An 18321-nucleotide genomic window follows, 5' to 3' on the forward strand; every position below is an offset into this window, starting at 1 on the left:
GTCCACCGCCGGCGTCGCACACACGGAGGAACCATGAGCCACCACAAGTCCAACCGCAAGGTCGAAGGGGACCCGGACCGCGACCACGGCCGCGGCATGCCGAGGCGCCCCGACGAGGAAGAGCTCCAGGAGATGACGGAGGAGGACCGGCGGGACGTCGGTCTGCCCACCGGCACCGAGCGCCGACGGGACGAGGACGACACTCTGTGAACGTCCCCGAGGAGGACCCGGGCGCGCTGGAGCCCCGTATCGGCCCCGCCCCCGGGGGGAAACCCGAGTCCCGCCCGTACCACCACCCCGCGGCGGGCTGGGGCGCGGCCAAGAGCGTGACCAAGTTCCTGGTGCGGGAACGCGAACTGGTCGACGGCCCGCGCGCGATCGTCAGGATGAACCACGAGAACGGCGGCTTCGACTGCCCCGGCTGCGCGTGGCCGGACGACCTCAAGGGCCTCAAGCTCGACATCTGCGAGAACGGCATCAAACACGTGACGTGGGAGATGACGCGCAAGCGGGTCGGCCGGGAGTTCTTCGCCGAGCACTCGGTGAGCGAGCTGTCCCGGTGGAGCGACTTCGAGCTGGAGGACCAGGGGCGCCTGACCGAGCCGATGGTGTACGACCCCGAGTCGGACCACTACGAGCCGATCAGCTGGAAGGACGCCTTCGCACTGGTGGGCCGCACCCTGAGGGAGCTGGACAGCCCGCACCAGGCGTCGTTCTACACCTCGGGCCGGCTCGGCAACGAAGCCACGTTCCTCTACCAGATGTGGGCCCGCGAGCTGGGCACGAACAACCTGCCCGACTGCTCCAACATGTGCCACGAAGCCAGCGGACGCGCCCTGCAGGCCGCCCTCGGCACCGGCAAGGGCACCTGCGACCTCAAGGACTGGGAGAGCGCGGACGCCCTCTTCATCATGGGCGTCAACGCCGCCTCCAACGCTCCCCGGATGCTGACGGCCCTCGCCGAGGCCTGCCACCGCGGTGCGCAGGTCGTCCACGTCAACCCGCTCGTCGAGGCCGCCGCGACCCGCACGATCATCCCGCACGACGTCATGGACATGGCGTTGTTCAAGTCGACGCCGACCAGCACCCTGAACCTCCAGGTGCGCATCGGCGGGGACATGGCCTTCCTGCGGGGGATCGCCAAGGCGGTCCTGAAGGAGGCCGAGACGGACCCGAAGGCCCTGGACGCGGAGTTCATCGACCGCTACACGGAGGGCTTCGAGGCCTACCGCGCGGTGTGCGAGGAGACCACCTGGGACGAGATCGAGCACCAGGCCGGCCTGAGCCGCGACGCCATCCTCAAGGCGGCGCGCGTGTACAGCGAGGCCGACCGCAGCATCATCAGCTGGTGCCTGGGCATCACCCAGCACGACCACGGCGTCGACACGATCCGCGAGATCGTCAACGTCCTTCTGCTGCGCGGCAATCTGGGCCGCGAGGGAGCGGGCCCCTCGCCCGTGCGCGGGCACAGCAACGTGCAGGGCAACCGCACCTGCGGGATCGACCACCGGCCGCCCCCGGAGTTCCTGGACCGCCTGGCCGACGCCTGCGGGATCGAGCCGCCGCGCGAACACGGCCTGGACACGGTGGGCACGATCCGGGCGATGCACCAGGGCGACGTGAAGGTGTTCGTCGGCATGGGCGGCAACTTCGCCCTGGCCGCGCCCGACACCGCGTACACCTACGAGGCGCTGCGCACCTGCGAGCTGACCGTTCAGGTGAGCACCAAACTCAACCGCAGCCACCTCGTCCACGGCCGCAAGGCGCTCATCCTGCCGTGCCTGGGCCGCACCGAGAAGGACCACCAGCGCGGTGGTCTCCAGTCCACCTCGGTCGAGGACTCGATGAGCATGGTGCACCTGTCCGTCGGGATGAAGCGTCCGGCGTCCCGGCACCTGCTGTCCGAGCCGGCCATCATCGCGGGGATGGCCCGCGCCACGCTGCCCGGCAGCGACACCCCGTGGGAGTGGTACGTCGAGGACTACGACCGCATCCGCGACTCCATGGCCCAGGTCATCGAGGGGTTCGAGGACTGCAACCGCCGCGTACGCCTGCCCCTCGGCTTCCGTATCCGGCAGCCCGCCCGTGAGCTCGTCTTCCTGACCCCGTCCGGCCGCGCCGAGTTCTCCACCGCGCCCCTGCCGGACGTCGTCCCGGCGCCGGGCACGCTCTCCCTGGGCACGATGCGCTCGCACGACCAGTGGAACACCACCATCTACTCCGACAACGACCGCTACCGCGGCATCAAGAACCTGCGCACTCTCGTCTTCATGAACAAGGACGACATGCGCGAGCGCGGCGTCGGGGATTTCGACCCCGTCGACATCACGAGCACCGCCAGGGACGGCAGCAGGCGGCGTGTGGAGCGGTACCTCGCGGTCCCGTACGACATCCCCCGGGGCTGCGCCGCCGGATACATGCCCGAGATGAACGTCCTCTGCGCGCTCGTCGACTACAGCACCCAGAGCGACCAGCCCCTGATGAAGCACGTGAAGGTGACCATCACACCGTCGGGCTGAGCGGTTCCCGCCCCGGTCCCGCCGGCGGGACCGGGGCGGGAGGCCGGGCGGATCAGCGCGGCTCCGGCCGGGGTGCGCGGGTGTAGCGGTGCTCGGGGCGGCCGGCATCGCCGTACCGCAGGGACAGTTCGAGTGAGCCGTTCTCCTGGAGGTGGCGCAGATAGCGCTGCGCCGTCGAGCGGCTGATGCCCGCGCGGGTCGCCACGTCCTGGGCGGACAGGGGGCGGTCGGCGCCGGCGATCACCTGGCGGATCAGCTCCACCGTGGGACCCGACCAGCCCTTGGGGGGCACGGAGGGCGTGATCGCCGGGGTGCGCACGGAGCCGAAGATGCGGTCGATCTGCTGCTGCCCCGGGGTCGTCCCCGCGCCGGCCGCCCGCAGGCTGCGCCGCAACTCGGTGTAGCTGTTCAGCCGGGAGCGCAGGCCGTCCAGCGTGAACGGTTTGACGAGGTAGTGCAGCACGCCGTACCGCAGGGCCGCCTCGACGACCTCGACGTCCTGCGCGGCCGTCACCATGATCACGTCGCTGCGCAGGCCCTTCTGCCGCATGTGGCGTACGAGATCCAGGCCCGCCCGGTCGGGGAGGTAGTGGTCGAGCAGCAGCAGATCGACGTGGAGGGTCTCCAGCATCTGTAGGGCGTGCAGGGCGGTATGGGCCGTGCCGACGACGCGGAAACCCGCCGTCTTTTCCACGTAGGCCTTGTTGATCGCCGCGACGTGGAAGTCGTCGTCGACCACCAGAACGTCAATCACGGTGCTTCTCCTGCCGGGACGGGCTGTTCAGGGGTCAGGGACCGTGCGGCGATGTCGGGGAACGTCACGGTGAACACGGCGCCGCCCCCGGCCCGCGCGGCGATGCGGGCGGTGCCGCCGTAGCGTTCGGCGAGGCTGCGCACCATGGCCAGACCGAGCCCGCGGCCGCGGTGGTGCGGGGATTCCTTGGTGCTCCAGCCCTCCTCGAAGACGGTCTCGCGCAGTTCCACGGGCACCCCCGGTCCGTTGTCGCTGACGCGGGTCACGACCGTGTCGGCCTCGACGAAGATCTCGACCTCGACCTCGGGACGCGCGCTGCCTCCCCCGACGACGTCGAGGGCGTTGTCGATGAGGTTGCCCAGCACGGTCACGACGTCCCGGGCGTCGATCAGCCGGCTCGGCAGCCGGCTGCGGTCCGAAAGCCGCAGGGTCACGCCGCGCTCGGCCGCGACGGCCGCCTTTCCGACCAGGAGGGCCGAGACCATGGGGACACGAACACGGTCCGCGAAGTTGTCCGCCGTCGCGCGCCGGGCGTGGGTGAGGCCGGCGACGTAGGAGCGTGCGCTGTCGGGCATGTCCAGGTCGAGGTAGCCGAGCACGGTGTGGAGGCGGTTGGCGTGCTCGTGGTCCTGGGCGCGCAGTGCGTCCAGCAGGCCCTTGGTGGAGTCGAGTTCGCGGCCGAGGAGTTCGACCTCCGTACGGTCCCGCAGGGTGACGACCGCGCCTCCGTCGGGGGTGGGCATCCTGTTGGCGATGAGCACCCGGTTCTCCCGGACGGTCAGCAGATCGCGGCCGGTGACGTGCCCCGTGAGGACGTCGCGGGAGCGGCCGGGCGGCAGCACCTCCTCCAGATCGCGGCCCTCCGCCTCGTCGCGGAGCGAGAGCAGCCGGGCGGCCTCGTCGTTCACCAGCCGTACGCGCTGATGCTCGTCGAGGGCGATGACACCCTCCCGTACAGCGTGCAGCATCGCTTCCCGTTCCGACAGCAGCGCCGTGATGTCCCTGAGGGAGACGCCATGCGTGCGCTTGCGGAAGACACCGGCCACGAACAGGGCGGCGCCCGCCCCCACCGCGAGCGCCGCACCCGCGTAGCGCAGCAGTCCGGGCAGGGCCGCCAGGAGTCGTTCCTGTACGCCGGAGTAGGCGATGCCGACCGACACCGCCCCGATCACGGTGCCCGCGCCGTCCCGCAGCGGGACCTTGGCCCGCGCCGACGTGCCGAGGGTGCCCCGGTCGATCTCCAGGATGACGTGGCCGTGCAGGGGAGTGGACGGGTCCGTCGACACCCGGTGGCCCACCTGCCGCACATCCGTGTGGGACCAGCGGATCCCGCGCGGATCCATCACCACCACATACAGCGCGCCCGTCGCCTCCCGGGTGCGTTCGGCCTGCCGCTGCACCGGTCCCGCCGGGTCCGGTTCGCTCGACAGCAGGCCCGCGGCGATCTCCGGATCGGCCGCCGTGGTCTGCGCGATGGCCAGGGCCTGGTGCTCGGCCTGGTCGTCGAGCTGTGTGCGCAGCGGTTGCAGGAAGAGGCCGGTCAGCAACAGCAGGACGCCCGTGGTGATCAGCAACTGCGCGATCAGCACCTGGGCGAACACCTGCCTCGGCCAGCCGATGCGCAAGCGGGCCACGGGAGACACCTGCTTTCGGGAACATGCCCGTGCGGCCGGGAGTTCCGCCGGGACCAGCGCACCGTAACCGCAGCCGATTCGGCCGGGGAAGGGCTTGGACGACAGTGCCCGTCCATGCGGTCGGCACAATGCGCAGAATTCCGCTTACGGGAAGAACCCGTGGTTGCGGGCCAAAACTTCCCGGCCCGCACGGCCCTTTCCTAACGTCCCCGGCATGACAAGCCCTTCGAGCCCGGCCATCGAACTACGCGGTGTCCGCAAGGCATTCCGAACGCCGTCCGGCGCGTTCCACACCGCTGTCCATGATCTCGATCTGACCATTCAGCAGGGCGAGTTCGTCGCCGTCGTCGGCCCCACCGGCTGCGGCAAGTCCACCACGCTCACCCTCGTCAGCGGACTGGAGGAGCCGACTGAGGGCGAGGTGATGCTGTCCGGCACGCCGGTCCGGGGCATCGACGACAAGGTCGGCTTCGTCTTCCAGCAGGACGCTACGTTCCCCTGGCGGACCGTGCTGTCCAACGTCATGGCCGGGCCGCGCTTCCGGGGCGTCCCCAAGGCGGAAGCGAGGGAGCGAGCCCGGGAGTGGCTGGCCCGCGTCGGGCTGAGCGCGTTCGAGGACCGGTACCCGCACCAGTTGTCCGGCGGCCAGCGCAAGCGGGTCGCCCTGGCCTCCACGTTCGTCAACGACCCGTCGATCCTGCTCATGGACGAGCCGTTCTCCGCGCTCGACGTCCAGACCCGCGCCCTCATGTCCGACGAGCTGATGGAGCTGTGGGCCGGCACCGGTTCCTCCGTCGTCTTCGTCACCCATGACCTGGAGGAGTCCATCGCGCTGGCCGACAAGGTGGTCGTCATGACGGCGGGCCCGGCCACGGTCAAGGAGGTCTTCACGATCGACCTCCCGAGGCCGCGCCGTGTCGAGTCGGTCCGGCTGGAGCCCCGGTTCGTCGAGATCTACCGCGAGATCTGGTCCTCGCTGGGCGAGGAAGTCCGCATCACCCGCGAGAGGGGTGCGCAGCATGTCGCCTGACGTCACCGCCGAGGCGGCCGTCGCCAAGTCCGCCGCGACGCCGGATCCGGGTGAGGCCACCGCATCGGCCCGCACCGAGGAGCGCGCACGGGCCGCGCGGCGCCGGCGCGGCATCGTCCTGCTGGCCCGCGCCGCCGTGCTCGTGTTCGTCCTCGGTGTCTGGGAGTGGTTCTCGCGTGCCGGGATCATCGACCCGTTCAACTTCTCGATGCCCTCGAAGATCTGGGACCAGATCCAGCAGTGGGCGCTGCACGGCACCCCGCAGGGCTCGCTGCTCGAACAGATCTGGTACACGCTCTACGAGGCGCTGCTCGGCTGGGTCGTGGGCGTCATCGCCGGTGTGGTGCTCGGTATCGCGCTCGGCCGTGTCCGCTTCCTGGCCGACGTGCTGGGCCCGTACATCAAGGTGCTCAACGCCCTGCCCCGTATCGTCCTGGCCCCGATCTTCCTCATCTGGTTCGGCCTCGGCCCGGCGTCGAAGGTCGCCTCCGCCGTCGTCCTCGTCTTCTTCCCGGTCTTCTTCAACGCCTTCCAGGGCGCCCGGGAGGTCGACCGCCACCTCATCGACAACGCCCGCATCCTCGGGGCCCGTGACCGCCAGGTCACCTTCCAGGTCGTCATCCCCGCCGCGACCTCGTGGATCTTCACCAGCCTCCACGTCAGCTTCGGGTTCGCCCTGATCGGCGCCATCGTCGGCGAGTACATCGGCGCGACCAAGGGCATCGGCCTGCTCGTCTCCGCCTCGCAGGGCACCTTCAACTCCGCCGGGGTGTACGCGGCGATGGTCATCCTCGCCGTCGTCGCGCTGCTCGCCGAAGGCGTACTCACCTTCCTCGAGAACAAGCTCTTCCGCTGGAAGCCCGCCGCCGATGAATCCCGCTGAACCCTTCCGCCACCGCAGCACGTCCCGCCCCCAGGAGCCGCACATGCCCCGCCGTCATCCGGCCGCCCGACTCGCCGCCCTCACCGCCACCATCGCCGTACTCGCCGCCCTCGGCGGTTGCGCCGACGAGGTCTCCTCCCACGCCTCCGACGGTGGTTCGGGCGGGAAGGGGCCCAAGGTGAAGATCATGGTCGGCGGGATCGACAAGGTCATCTACCTGCCCGCGATGCTGTCGCAGCGCCTGGGCTACTTCAGGGACGAGGGCGTCAACGTCGAGCTGCTGAGCGAGCCCGCCGGCATCGATGCCACGACCTCCCTGGTCGCCGGGAACGTCCAGGGTGTCGTCGGGTTCTACGACCACACCCTCGACCTGCAGACCAAGGGCAAGTCCGTCGAGTCCGTGGTGCAGCTGGCCCAGACGCCGGGCGAGGTCGAGATCGTCTCCAACAAGGCGGCGGACGGCCTCAAGTCGCCCAAGGACTTCGCCGGCAAGAAGCTGGGCGTGACCGGGCTCGGTTCCTCCACCGACTTCCTCACCAAGTACCTGGGCGTCCACGACGGGGTGGGCGTCGACAAGTTCACCAATGTCGCTGTCGGCGCCGGCCAGACCTTCATCTCCGCCCTGCAGCAGGGATCCATTGACGGCGGTATGACCACCGACCCGACCGTGGCGCAGATCCTCGACAAGAAGATCGGCAAGGTGCTGGTCGACATGCGCACCCCGGAGGGCTCCCGGCAGGCGCTCGGCGGGCTCTACCCGTCGTCGAGCCTGTACATGAACACCGACTGGGTCGACGGGCACAAGGACACGGTGCAGAAGCTCGCCAACGCCTTCGTACGCACCCTGAAGTGGATGTCCACGCACAGCGCGAAGGAGATCGCGGCGAAGATGCCCGGCGACTACGCGCAGGGGGGCGAGGGGCTCTACGCCCAGGCCATCGAGAGCACGCTGCCGATGTTCACGAAGGACGGCACGATGCCGGCCGACGGCCCCGCGACGGTGCAGCGCGTACTCAAGGCCTTCAACCCGAACCTGAAGAACGCCACGATCGACCTGGAGAAGACGTACACGACCGAGTTCACGCGGAAGGCCCGCTGACCGGCACGATCGCGCCACGAGCCCGCCGGGCCCCGAGAGGGGACGGCGGGCTCGTGGCGCGATCGTGCCGCCGGGAGGGGCTTCCCCCGCCCCGTGCCGATTCCGTGGACAACGTTCGCATAAGGTGAGGCTCGCCTAATCTTTCAAAGGTGAACAAAACGAGGAGACACACTCATGTCATATCGGCGCCGCGGTTCAGCCGCAGTCGCTCTGGCCGTCGCTGCCGCCCTGTCACTGGCCGCGTGCGGCGCCGATTCCTCCGGCAAGGACGGGAACGCGTCCTCGCAGGGCTCGGGCAAGGAATCGAAGTCGGTCGCCAAGGGCGGCAAGGACTTCGGCGACGCGGCCGCGAAGACCGCGGCCCTCGGCACGGACGCGAAGCCCGGCCAGTGGCCGCGTACGGTCAAGCACGCCATGGGCAGCACCGAGATCAAGGAGCAGCCCAAGCGCGTGGTCGTGCTCGACGTCGGTGAGCTCGACAATGTGGTCTCACTGGGGGTGAAGCCCGTCGGTCTCGCCCCGACCGAGGGATCGCCGGAGCTGCCGTCGTACCTCAAGAAGGACGCGGGCACCCCGAAGAACATCGGCACGATCAACAGCCTCAACCTGGAGGCGATCGCCGCGCTCAAGCCCGACCTGATCCTGGGCAGCCAGCTGCGCGCCGCCAACTCCTACGACGAGCTGTCGCAGATCGCGCCCACCGTCTTCTCCATCCGGCCCGGCTTCACCTGGAAGGAGAACTACCTCCTCAACGCCGCCGCGCTGGACCGGACGGCGCAGGCCGAGGCGAACCTCGCCGCGTACAAGAAGAAGGCGAAGGCCCTCGGGGACGAGCTGGGGGCCCACAAGCCCACCGTGTCGATGGTCCGCTACCTGCCCGACGGCCTGATCCGGCTCTACGCCAACGACTCCTTCATCGGCACCATCCTCAAGGACGTCGGCATTCCGCGCCCCGAGAACCAGGACATCGCCGACCTGGCCGCCGAGGTCAGCGCCGAGAACATCGACCAGGCCGACGCCGACTACATCTTCACGGGCGTCTACGGCGACGCGAAGGCCACCGACAAGAGCAAGGCGCAGGCCAACCCGCTCTGGAAGAACCTGAAGGCGGTCAAGGACGGCCACGCCTACGACGTGCCCGACGAGACCTGGTACCTGGGACTCGGTGTCACTGCCGCCGACGTGGTGCTCGACGACCTGAAGAAGTACCTGACGGCCTGAGGGCCCGGGACAGCCGAGAAGAGAGAGTGAGCCCGGTGCATGCCGCCCCCTGACCTCAACCGCCGACGGGCCGCCTGGCTGCTGGCCGGCGTGGCGATGCTGCTGCTCGCCGTACTCCTGAGCCTCACCGTCGGCAGCCGGCAGGTCGCGCCGGGCGACGCGCTCCAGGCCCTGTTCCACGACGGCGGGAGCGACGACGCCCAGGTGGTGCGTGCGCTGCGCGTACCCCGGACGGTGATCGGTGTGCTCGCGGGCGCCGCGCTCGCTCTCGCGGGCGCGGTCATGCAGGGCATCACCCGCAACCCCATCGCGGAACCCGGCATCCTCGGCGTCGGCCAGGGCGCCTCGGTGGGCGTGGTGACCGCGATCGCGTTCTTCGGGGTGCACTCGCTGAACGGCTACGTGTGGTTCGCGTTCGGCGGCGCCGCGCTGGCCGGGGTGGCGGTCTATGCCGTCGCCAGCGGCGGCCGGGGCGGCGCGTCGCCCGTCAAGCTCGCGCTGGCGGGGGCCGCGATGAACGCGTTCCTCGCCTCGCTCGTGTCCGGGATCGCCACCACCAACGCCCGCGCCCTCGACGAGTTCCGCTTCTGGCAGGTCGGCTCGCTCGGCGGGCGCGACGGCGAAGTGATCCGTCAGGTGTGGCCGTTCATCCTGATCGGAATCGTCCTGGTCGCGGCGCTCGCCCGCGGCCTGGACGCGCTCGCCCTCGGCGACGACGCCGCGCGGAACCTCGGCAACAACGTCGGACGCCTGAGGATCCTCGGCGCGCTCGGGGCGACCGTGCTCACCGGGGCCGCCGTGGCCTCGGTCGGCCCGATCGCCTTCACCGGTCTGGCCGTTCCGCACATCGCCCGCGCGCTGGTGGGCACGGCCCACCGCTGGGTACTGCCGCTGGCGGCCCTGCTGGGCCCGGTGATGCTCCTCGGCTCCGACGTGCTCGGCCGCGTCCTCTTCCCGCCCTCGGAGGTGCCGGTGGCCGTCATGACCGCCCTGATCGGTGTGCCGTTCCTGATCGCGCTGGTCCGGCGCCGGACGGTGGTGGCCGCGTGAGCAAGCTCGAAGCCGCCGTCGCGCCGCGTCTGCGCCCCGTCGGGCATGCCGTGCTGCGGCGCGGGCGGGCGAGTTTCCTCGTGCACCGCCGGGCGGCCGTCGTCGCCGCGGCGCTCACGGTGCTGCTGGCGTGCGCGGTCGTGGCGTACCTCTGCGTCGGTGAGTCGTTCGTGACGCCGTCGGAGGTTGTACGCGTCCTGCTCGGCCGCCCCAGCCCGGACGAACTCGTCGTGGGCACCCTGCGGTTGCCGCGTCTGGTCGTGGGCCTCCTCGCGGGCGCCGCGTTCGGTGTCGCCGGGGCGCTGGTGCAGACCGTCGCCCGCAACCCGCTCGCCAGTCCCGACGTCATCGGCGTCACACACGGGGCGGGGGCGGCCACGGTGGCCGCACTGAGCTTCAACGCCGTCGCCGCCGACGCGCTGCCCTACGTCTCCGTCGCCGGCGGCCTGGCGGCGGCCCTGCTCGTGTACGTCTTCGCCTGGCGCGGCGGGCTGCACTCCTCCCGCTTCGTCCTGGTCGGCATCGGGGTGTCGGTAGCGCTCGGCTCGCTGACCCAGCTGCTGCTGACCAAGGGCGACTATCTGGTGGCCCAGCAGGCCAAGGTCTGGCTGACGGGCTCGCTCAACAGCCGGGGCTACGAGGAGGCAGGGCCGCTCGTCGTCGTCCTTCTGGCGGGCATCCCGGCGGCCGTGTGGGCGGCGCGGGCACAGCGCAGCGCGTCCTTCGACGACGACACGGCCACCGCGCTCGGCGTGCGCCTGGGCCGGGTCCGGCTCGGGCTGACCGCACTCGGCGTCGTCCTGGCGTCGGTGGCCACCGGCGCGGTGGGACCGGTCGACTTCGTCGCGCTGCTCGCCCCGCAGATCGCGCGCCGGCTCACCCGCACCGCCCAGACCCCGCTGCTGTCCTCGGCCCTCGCCGGGGCGCTGATCGTCGTGGTCGCGGACCTGCTGGCCCGCCGTCTGTTCTCCCCGATCGAGCTGCCGACCGGGGTCCTCACCGCCGTGGTGGGCGCCCCGTACCTGATGTGGCTCATCGTCCGTACCCGCAGCCGTTACGGAGGCACCTCGTCATGAGCCGTCCGCCCGCCAGCCGCCTCTCGGCGCACGATCTGACCTTGGCCTACGAGGACCGCACCGTCGTCGAGGGCCTGGACATGGAGATCCCCGACGGTAGGGTCACCATCGTCGTCGGGCCCAACGCCTGCGGAAAATCCACCCTCCTGCGGGCGCTCGGCCGGCTCCTCAAGCCGCGGCGCGGCACCGTACTGCTGGACGGCGCCGAACTCGCCGGGCTCCCGGCCAAGGAGATCGCGCGGACCGTCGGCGTGCTGCCGCAGTCGCCCACACCGCCCGACGGCATCACCGTCGCAGACCTCGTTGCCCGGGGCCGCCAGCCGCACCAGAAGTGGTGGCAGCAGTGGTCGGACGCCGACGAGCACGCCGTGGGCGAGGCTCTGGAGCGTACGAACACGGCAGGACTCGCCGACCGGCCGGTGGACGAACTCTCCGGCGGCCAGCGCCAGCGCGTGTGGATCGCCATGGCCCTGGCGCAGGACACCGAAATTCTGCTGCTCGACGAGCCCACGACGTACTTGGACGTCGCCCACCAGGTGGAGGTGCTGGACCTGGTACGCCGTCTCAACCTGGAACGCAGGCGCACCGTCGTCGCCGTGCTCCACGACCTCAACCAGGCGGTCCGGTACGCCGATCACCTCGTCGCGATGAAGGACGGGCGCATCGTCGCGCAGGGGGCGCCGGACGAGGTCGTCACCACGGAGATGGTCCAAGAGGTCTTCGGGCTGTCGTCCGTCATCATTCCGGATCCCGTCACCGGCGGCCGCCTCGTCGTGCCGGGCTACAGCTGGCAGCCCTCGCCCCCGCCGACGGAGAAGACGCACGCCCACTGACCGGGATGGGCAGCCCCGGTTTCCTGGGCCGGCAGGAGGGCGGGACATAGCTCCGGGGCCTGCGCGGCCCCCGGTCCGCGCCGTGAACCGGGGGCCGCCATCGCGTCGGTGGCGAGGAGGAACACTCAGCAGAGTGCCAGCCCGTCGAACTGCGGCGCGAGGCCGCGCTTGGTCTTGAACTTCTGTCCGGGCTTGAGGGTGTTGCAGTCGGAATCGGGGGCGAAGGACCACACGACCTTGACCCGCTTCGTCGTGGAGCACTTGTTCGTCACATAGGCCGTCTTCGAGATGGTGCCCTTGTCGACGTTGACCTTGACGCAGGTGGGGGCCGCTGCACTCGCCCGGACGGCGGGGGCCGCGGCGTGAGCCGTACCACTCGTGGCCAGTAGGGCGGCGCCGGTCGCCGCCACGGCTATGAATCGCTTTGCACGCGAGGGAATTCGCACTCGACAACTCCAGGATCGTTGCTTGTCGGGACTGCTGAGCACTGTAGGCCACCCGTGGGGTCCGGTCGCTTGATCGTCCCGGTGCGGGGTAGCGAAGGGACATGGCCACTGAGAACACATCCGCTGCCGCCGGCGGCTACGTACAGCCCGAGGTCGACGTCCGGGCGCTGACCGAGGTGCTCGACGGCGACTACGCCGGCATCCGCGAGCTCGTCCGGACCAATCTGGTGGCGTACGCCTCCGTCCTGGAGGAGGCCGAGGAGCTCGGCATCGACGCCTTCCGCGAACGGGTGCGGGAGATCGTGGTCGAGATGGCCGCGACCGGCCAGACCGGGATGGGGTTTCCGCAGGAGTACGGCGGGGGCGGCGACGTCGGGGCGTCCATCGCGGCGTTCGAGACGCTGGCCTTCGGTGACCTGTCGGTGCTGGTGAAGGTGGGGGTGCAGTTCGGGCTCTTCGGCGGCGCGATCCTCCATCTGGGCACCGAGCGCCACCACGAGGCGTACCTGCCGGACCTGATCACCGGGCGCCTGATGGGCTGCTTCGCGATGACCGAGACGGGACACGGCTCCGACGTGCAGTCGCTCGGCACGGTCGCGGCGTACGACCCCGACGCACGGGAGTTCGTCCTCACCACCCCCGGCGACGAGGCGTGCAAGGACTACATCGGCAACGCCGCCCGCCACGCGGAGCTGGCGGTGGTCTTCGCCCAGCTGGAGGTGGCCGGGAAGGCGCAGGGGGTGCACGCCTTCGTCGTACGGGTCCGGCAGGACGGCCGAGTGGTGCCCGGCGTCCGGATCGAGGACGACGGACGCAAGATGGGCCTCAACGGCGTGGACAACGGCCGCATCCGCTTCAAGGGCGTACGCGTGCCGCGCGAGGCGCTGCTCAACCGGTTCGCCGACGTCACCGCCGACGGCGTCTACGAGAGCCCCATCGAGAACCCCGGACGGCGCTTCTTCACCATGCTCGGCACCCTCGTCCAGGGCCGGGTCAGCGTCGCCGGCGCCGGGGTCGGCGCGGCCAAGGTGGCCCTCGCGATCGCCGTCAAGTACGCCGTGCGGCGCCAGCAGTTCGCGGCGGCCCCGGGCACGGACGAGCAATTGCTCCTCGACTACGGACTGCATCAGCGCCGGCTGCTGCCGCTCCTGGCCCGCACCTACGCGCTGCACTTCGCGCAGGACGTCGTCCGCACACAGCTGCACGACGTCTTCTCCGGCATCGAGGACGACGAACAGGCGCGGCGCCTGCTGGAGTCACGGGCCGCCGGCACCAAGGCGCTCGCCACCTGGCACGCCACCCGGGTCGTCCAGGAGTGCCGCGAGGCGTGCGGCGGCGCCGGCTACCTCAGCGTCAACCGGTTCGCCGCGCTCAAGGCCGACAGCGACATCTTCACCACGTTCGAGGGCGACAACCACGTTCTGCTGCAACTCGTCGCCAAGGGGCTGCTCACCCATTACGCGAGCGAGTTCGAGGACCTCGACCAGCTCGGCACGGTCCGGCATGTCGCCGGGCTCGCCGTCGAGACGGTCATGGAGAAGACCTCGGTCCACAAGATGCTGGAGCGGGTACGGGACCTGCTGCCGGGCGGCGACGAGTGGGACCGCGAGGCCGGGCTGCTCGACTCCGAGTACCACCTCGCCATGGTCCGCTTCCGCGAGGAGCACATGCTCGCGGGGGTGGCCCGCAGGCTCAAGCGCGGCATCGACGAGCACCGCGACCCCGGCGCCGTCTTCTCGTACGTGCAGGACCACGTCATCGCCCTCGCCCGCGCGCACGTCGAACGGCTGGTCCTCGAAGCGTTCGTCGAGAAGGTGCGCGCGCTGCCCGAGAGCGGCGACAAGCGCGCGCTGGGCCTGCTGTGCGACCTGTTCGCCCTGTCGACGATCGAGGCGGACCGCGCCTGGTTCATGGAACACGGCCGGCTGACCGTCCAGCGCTCCAAGGCGATCAGCCGCGAGGTGAACGACCTCTGCCGCAAGGTCCGCCCGCTCGCGGTCGATCTCGTCGACGCCTGGGGCATCCCGGACGAGATGCTGCGCGCGCCGGACCTGGTCGGCTGAGCCCGCGTCAGGCGGTGGTGCGTACGGCCGAGGTGGCCAGCGTCGTGTACTGCATGGTGAAGCCGCCCCCGAGGGCGTCGATGGCCTCGCCGACCGCGGACAGGACAGCGGCCAGCCGTTCGGGACGTAGCCGGGTGAGGCCCCCGGTGGTCGGGAGCAGGTTCAGCCACTCGTCCCGGGTGTAGGGCCGCTCCCAGTCGAACTGCCACTGCTCCGGTTCGTGGAACCGGCCGGTCGCGCGCACCTGGTCGGCGTTCTTCGCGTAGCCCGCCCGGTACATGTCCAGCGGGCGCCGCGCCGGCCGGCCGCTGAACGGTGAGCCGGGCGCCACCCGGCGGTAGGCCGCCGCGAACGCCTCGGCCACCTCGGCGGGCGGTTCGAATACGTGGCCGAAGACGGCCAGGCGTCCGCCCGGACGCAGTACCCGGGCCGCCTTGGCGGCGCCGACGGCCGGGTCCACCCAGTGCCACGACTGGGCGGCGGTCACCACGTCGAACGTGCGGCCGGCCGGGTCCCAGGCTTCAAAGGACGCCACCTCGACCCGCAGGCCATGGGCCCGCGCGAGGTCCGCCATCCGGGCATCGGGCTCCACGCCGAGCACGGTGCAGCCCGCCGACCGGAACTGGCGGGCCGCGATCCCGGTCCCGCAGCCCACATCGAGAACGTCTCGTCCAGGACTCCCGGCGACGATGCGGTCCACCAGGCCGGCGGGATAGGAAGGGCGCGCCTCGTCGTAGCGCCGCGCGTCCGCACCGAAGGATTCGGCCGTCCGCCGGGCCTCATGGGGCTGCGGCGGTCCGGGCTGCTCTCGCGGTAAAGTGGGCATGCGTTCACCTTAGTGGGCGCATGCCCACATGCCAACACGGCGGCGTGGACGCGGACGAGGAGAGGACGGATACGTGCCGACCGGAGTGCACCTGCGCGACCCCCGGCAGCACCTGTTCGACGCCGCCGAGCGTGTGTTGCTGCGGGACGGTGCGAACGGGCTGACCAGCAGGGCCGTCACCGACGAGGCGGCCTGTGCCAAGGGCGTCCTGCACCGGCACTTCACCGACTTCGACGCCTTCCTCGTCGGGCTCGTGCTCGACCGGGCCGCGCGGATCGAGGAGCAGGCGCAGGCGCTGCGCGGGAGTGCCGGAACCAGGACGGTGGCAGGGAACCTCGCGGACGCGCTGACCACTCTGTTCGGGCCGGTTCCCGTGGCGATCATCCCGCTCATCACCTTCCGGGACGAGTTGCGCGCACGGCTGCGGCAGGCCACGCCCGGCGGCGGCATCGCCGTCCTCGCCCAGATCACGGCGGCGGTCTCCGGCTATCTGACCGAGGAGCGCGCGCTGGGCCGCGTCTCCGCCGACGCGGACATCGACTCGCTCACCCTGTCCCTCGTCGGGGGCGGGCACCTGCTGTTCGCCGACCGGGAGCCGGGTCCGCCGGAAGCGGCGGCGGTCGGCAAGCTGGTGACCTCGGCGCTCGCGGATGTCGTACAGGGGCCCTGACCGGGGCGCCGCCCGTCCGGATACACACACCGGATGAGTACGACCGCTCAGCCGCGCGGCTGTCGCGCCCGGGACGATGGAACCCGTCCCGAGTGAACCGGAGAATCCCATGCTCAGCCGCCTTGCCGGTCAACTGGTCCCCGCATTCGGGCGGTTGACGCTCACCACCGACGAAGGCGCCGCCCTTCCCCCGGCCGGGATCATCGCCGCCAACCACACATCGCTCGCGGACCCCGCGATCGTCCTGGCGGCACTCCTCAGCCTCGGCGCCCGCCCCGTCGTCATGGCGACAGCGGGTCTCTGGCGGGTGCCCCTGCTCGGCCGCGCACTCGCGCGTGAGGGGCACATCCCCGTCTACCGCGGCGACCCCCGCGCGGCCCGGTCGGTCGACCTCGCCCAGGAGGCGCTGGAGCAGGGCCGGCACATCCTGATCTACGCCGAGGGCGGCCTGCCCCTCCGCACGGACGCGGCCGAGGCCGAGCCGGGTGCGTTCCGGCGCGGCCTCGCCCGGCTCGCGCACCGCACCGGCGCGCCGGTGATTCCGGTGGGCCAGGCCGGGGCGCGCCGCGTCACCTCCGGCTCGGCCGTCAAGCAGCTCGCGGGCCTGGCCACCGCTCCGCTGCGGCGGCCCCGCCTCCACGTCCACGTCGGGCAGCCGCTGCTGCTCGACGGCGACGGAGCGGCGGCCACCGCGCGGGCGCGCCTCGCCGTCACCGCCGCCTGGCGGACCGCGGCCGCCCGGCTGGGCGAGCCCGCGGCCCTGACCGCCTGAGGTGCGGAGCGCCGGGGGAGCGGGCGGGGCCCTCCGGCGCGGGCTCCGACGGACCGGGCCGCGGCTCTTCCACGTAGGCGCTGATGGGCCGTCAGGGGCGGGCGGCGCTCTCCTGCGCGGGTGCTACGGACCGCCGGCCGACGGGCTTACAGCTCGGCGCCCACCGCGCTCAGGAAGGTGCGGAACTTGGCGGCGGTTTCGGCGGTTTCGGCCTCCGGCTCGGACGCCGCGACGATGCCCGCTCCGGCGTAGAGGCGCAGCATGCGCTCCTCCGCCTCGGCGCAGCGGATCGTGACGACCCATTCGCCGTCGCCGTGCGCGTCGCCCCAGCCGACCATGCCTGTGAAGTAGCCGCGGTCGAACGGTTCTGTCTCCGTCAGCACCTCCCGGGCGGTGGCCGTCGGCGTGCCGCACACCGCGGGGGTGGGGTGCAGCGCGCAGGCCAGAGTGAGGGCCGAGGTGTCCGGGTCGGTGAGGGTGCCCGTGACCGTGGTGGACAGGTGCCACATGGTAGCGGTGCGGATCAGGGTCGGCCGGGGCGGGACGGTCATCCCGGCGCAGTACGGGGCCAGGGCCTGGTGTACGGCGTCCACGACGACGGCGTGCTCGTGGAGGTCCTTCGCGGACTCCAGGAGCGCGGCGGCCCGGCGGACGTCCTCGGCGAGGTCGTCGCTGCGCGGGGACGAGCCGGCGAGGGGGTTGGCGACCACCTGGCGGCCCCGGCGCGAGACGAGGAGTTCGGGGCTGGCGCCGATCAGGGTGCGGCCGGGGCCGGTGGGGAGCGCGAAGGTGTAGCCGGAGGGGTCGCGCCGGGCCAGGCGCTGGAGCATGGCGGGCACGTCCAGCGGTGCGGGGGAGGTGAGTTCGAGGGTGCGGGCGAGGACGACCTTGCTGAACTCGCCGCGCCACATCCGCTCCACGGCCGAGGCGACGCCCTTCGCGTAGACCTCCGGCTCCGGCACCGGGCGGATGTGCCAGTCGGGGGAGTCCGCCCCCGCCGAGGGCAGCGCGATGAGCGGGTCGGAGGCGAGGGGCGGGGCGGTGCGCAGCGTCGCGGGAACGCTCAGGGCGGCCGGCGCGGTGTGGTCGAACGGGATCGCGCCCATCACCACCGGCGTCTCCTGCCCGGCGTCGGCGGCCTCGGCGAGGGCGGCCGAGACCCGTTGGTCCACCGGCTGTGTGCCGTGCGGAACCGGGCGTGCGGGGCCGTGGGCCAGCAGGGTGCGCCGGGGGGTGGCGAGGAAGCGCGCGCCGGGCGCGTAGGCGTCCAGGAGGGAGGTGGCTGCCCCGGTGGCCGGGTGGGCCACGGGTATGTGCGTGGCGACTCGGGATGCCGTCGACACGGGGACTCCGTTCTCGATGGCCCTGTAGGAGGGGCCGGATGAGGATGGGCGGAGGAGCTGCGCCGACAGGGCGCGGCGGACTGGCCGCCGCGGCCCTTCACC

Annotated in this window: 17 protein-coding genes; 12 read left to right on the forward strand and 5 right to left on the reverse strand. The window is 71.6% G+C overall.

The features are described 5' to 3' along the window. Window positions 1–33 precede the first annotated feature (33 nt). Together EAO73_RS35990 and EAO73_RS15075 are read left to right on the forward strand one after the other, a co-directional pair. A complete protein-coding gene (locus tag EAO73_RS35990) occupies window positions 34–210 on the forward strand; it encodes a hypothetical protein (protein ID WP_191134084.1) in 177 nt (58 codons plus the stop codon). Then, window positions 207–2519 (forward strand): FdhF/YdeP family oxidoreductase, encoded by a 2313-nt coding sequence (locus EAO73_RS15075; protein WP_147972053.1) that lies wholly within the window; start codon window positions 207–209, stop codon window positions 2517–2519. Before EAO73_RS35990 ends, EAO73_RS15075 begins: the two co-directional genes overlap by 4 nt. A gap of 52 nt (window positions 2520–2571) precedes the next feature. On the opposite strand, the gene EAO73_RS15080 is transcribed toward EAO73_RS15075, so the two are convergent. Together EAO73_RS15080 and EAO73_RS15085 are read right to left on the reverse strand one after the other, a co-directional pair. Then, a complete protein-coding gene (locus EAO73_RS15080; protein WP_147972054.1) occupies window positions 2572–3273 on the reverse strand; it encodes a response regulator in 702 nt (233 codons plus the stop codon). Then, window positions 3270–4898 carry an ATP-binding protein gene (locus EAO73_RS15085; RefSeq protein WP_412074597.1) on the reverse strand — a complete coding sequence of 543 codons (1629 nt, stop codon included), beginning with the start codon at window positions 4896–4898 and terminating at the stop codon, window positions 3270–3272. The genes EAO73_RS15080 and EAO73_RS15085 overlap by 4 nt, the downstream gene beginning before the upstream one ends. A gap of 223 nt (window positions 4899–5121) precedes the next feature. Between EAO73_RS15085 and EAO73_RS15090 the strand changes: the two genes are divergently transcribed. The 7 genes from EAO73_RS15090 (at window position 5122) to EAO73_RS15120 (ending at window position 12099) form a co-directional block, all read left to right on the forward strand. Continuing rightward, entirely contained in the window at window positions 5122–5937 is an 816-nt protein-coding gene (locus tag EAO73_RS15090) for an ABC transporter ATP-binding protein (RefSeq protein ID WP_147972056.1), read from the forward strand. Continuing rightward, window positions 5927–6820: an ABC transporter permease gene (locus EAO73_RS15095; RefSeq protein WP_147972057.1), complete on the forward strand. Its 894-nt coding sequence runs from the start codon at window positions 5927–5929 to the stop codon at window positions 6818–6820. Before EAO73_RS15090 ends, EAO73_RS15095 begins: the two co-directional genes overlap by 11 nt. Before the next feature lie 43 nt (window positions 6821–6863). Continuing rightward, window positions 6864–7919 carry an ABC transporter substrate-binding protein gene (locus tag EAO73_RS15100; protein ID WP_147972058.1) on the forward strand — a complete coding sequence of 352 codons (1056 nt, stop codon included), beginning with the start codon at window positions 6864–6866 and terminating at the stop codon, window positions 7917–7919. A gap of 174 nt (window positions 7920–8093) precedes the next feature. After that, on the forward strand, window positions 8094–9140 hold the full coding sequence (locus EAO73_RS15105) for an ABC transporter substrate-binding protein (RefSeq protein WP_147972059.1): 1047 nt from the start codon (window positions 8094–8096) through the stop codon (window positions 9138–9140). Window positions 9141–9179: 39 nt separating this feature from the next. Beyond that, window positions 9180–10190, forward strand: coding sequence for a FecCD family ABC transporter permease (locus EAO73_RS15110; RefSeq protein WP_147972060.1), 1011 nt, complete (start codon window positions 9180–9182; stop codon window positions 10188–10190). Then, complete coding sequence (locus EAO73_RS15115) at window positions 10187–11266, forward strand: FecCD family ABC transporter permease (RefSeq protein ID WP_147972061.1); 1080 nt, start codon at window positions 10187–10189, stop codon at window positions 11264–11266. Before EAO73_RS15110 ends, EAO73_RS15115 begins: the two co-directional genes overlap by 4 nt. Further along, entirely contained in the window at window positions 11263–12099 is an 837-nt protein-coding gene (locus EAO73_RS15120; protein WP_147972062.1) for an ABC transporter ATP-binding protein, read from the forward strand. Before EAO73_RS15115 ends, EAO73_RS15120 begins: the two co-directional genes overlap by 4 nt. 125 nt (window positions 12100–12224) lie before the next feature. On the opposite strand, the gene EAO73_RS15125 is transcribed toward EAO73_RS15120, so the two are convergent. Next, complete coding sequence (locus tag EAO73_RS15125) at window positions 12225–12509, reverse strand: hypothetical protein (protein ID WP_147972063.1); 285 nt, start codon at window positions 12507–12509, stop codon at window positions 12225–12227. 137 nt (window positions 12510–12646) lie between these two features. On the opposite strand from EAO73_RS15125, the gene EAO73_RS15130 reads away from it, so the two are divergent. After that, a complete protein-coding gene (locus tag EAO73_RS15130; protein ID WP_147972064.1) occupies window positions 12647–14608 on the forward strand; it encodes an acyl-CoA dehydrogenase in 1962 nt (653 codons plus the stop codon). Between the two features lie 7 nt (window positions 14609–14615). On the opposite strand, the gene EAO73_RS15135 is transcribed toward EAO73_RS15130, so the two are convergent. Continuing rightward, complete coding sequence (locus tag EAO73_RS15135; protein ID WP_147972065.1) at window positions 14616–15434, reverse strand: class I SAM-dependent methyltransferase; 819 nt, start codon at window positions 15432–15434, stop codon at window positions 14616–14618. Window positions 15435–15507: 73 nt separating this feature from the next. Here EAO73_RS15135 and EAO73_RS15140 point away from each other — a divergent pair, with 73 nt between their 5' ends. Next, the gene (locus EAO73_RS15140; protein ID WP_147972066.1) at window positions 15508–16104 is read left to right on the forward strand and encodes a TetR/AcrR family transcriptional regulator; all 597 of its coding nucleotides are present in this window, start codon (window positions 15508–15510) and stop codon (window positions 16102–16104) included. A gap of 109 nt (window positions 16105–16213) precedes the next feature. After that, a complete protein-coding gene (locus tag EAO73_RS15145) occupies window positions 16214–16876 on the forward strand; it encodes a lysophospholipid acyltransferase family protein (protein WP_147972067.1) in 663 nt (220 codons plus the stop codon). Between the two features lie 146 nt (window positions 16877–17022). Here the strand turns inward: EAO73_RS15145 and dhbC are convergent, their stop codons facing one another. Next, window positions 17023–18219: an isochorismate synthase DhbC gene (gene dhbC, locus EAO73_RS15150; RefSeq protein ID WP_147972068.1), complete on the reverse strand. Its 1197-nt coding sequence runs from the start codon at window positions 18217–18219 to the stop codon at window positions 17023–17025. Between the last annotated feature and the right edge of the window lie 102 nt (window positions 18220–18321).

This window comes from Streptomyces sp. col6 (assembly GCF_008042035.1).
Taxonomy (GTDB): Bacteria; Actinomycetota; Actinomycetes; order Streptomycetales; family Streptomycetaceae; genus Streptomyces.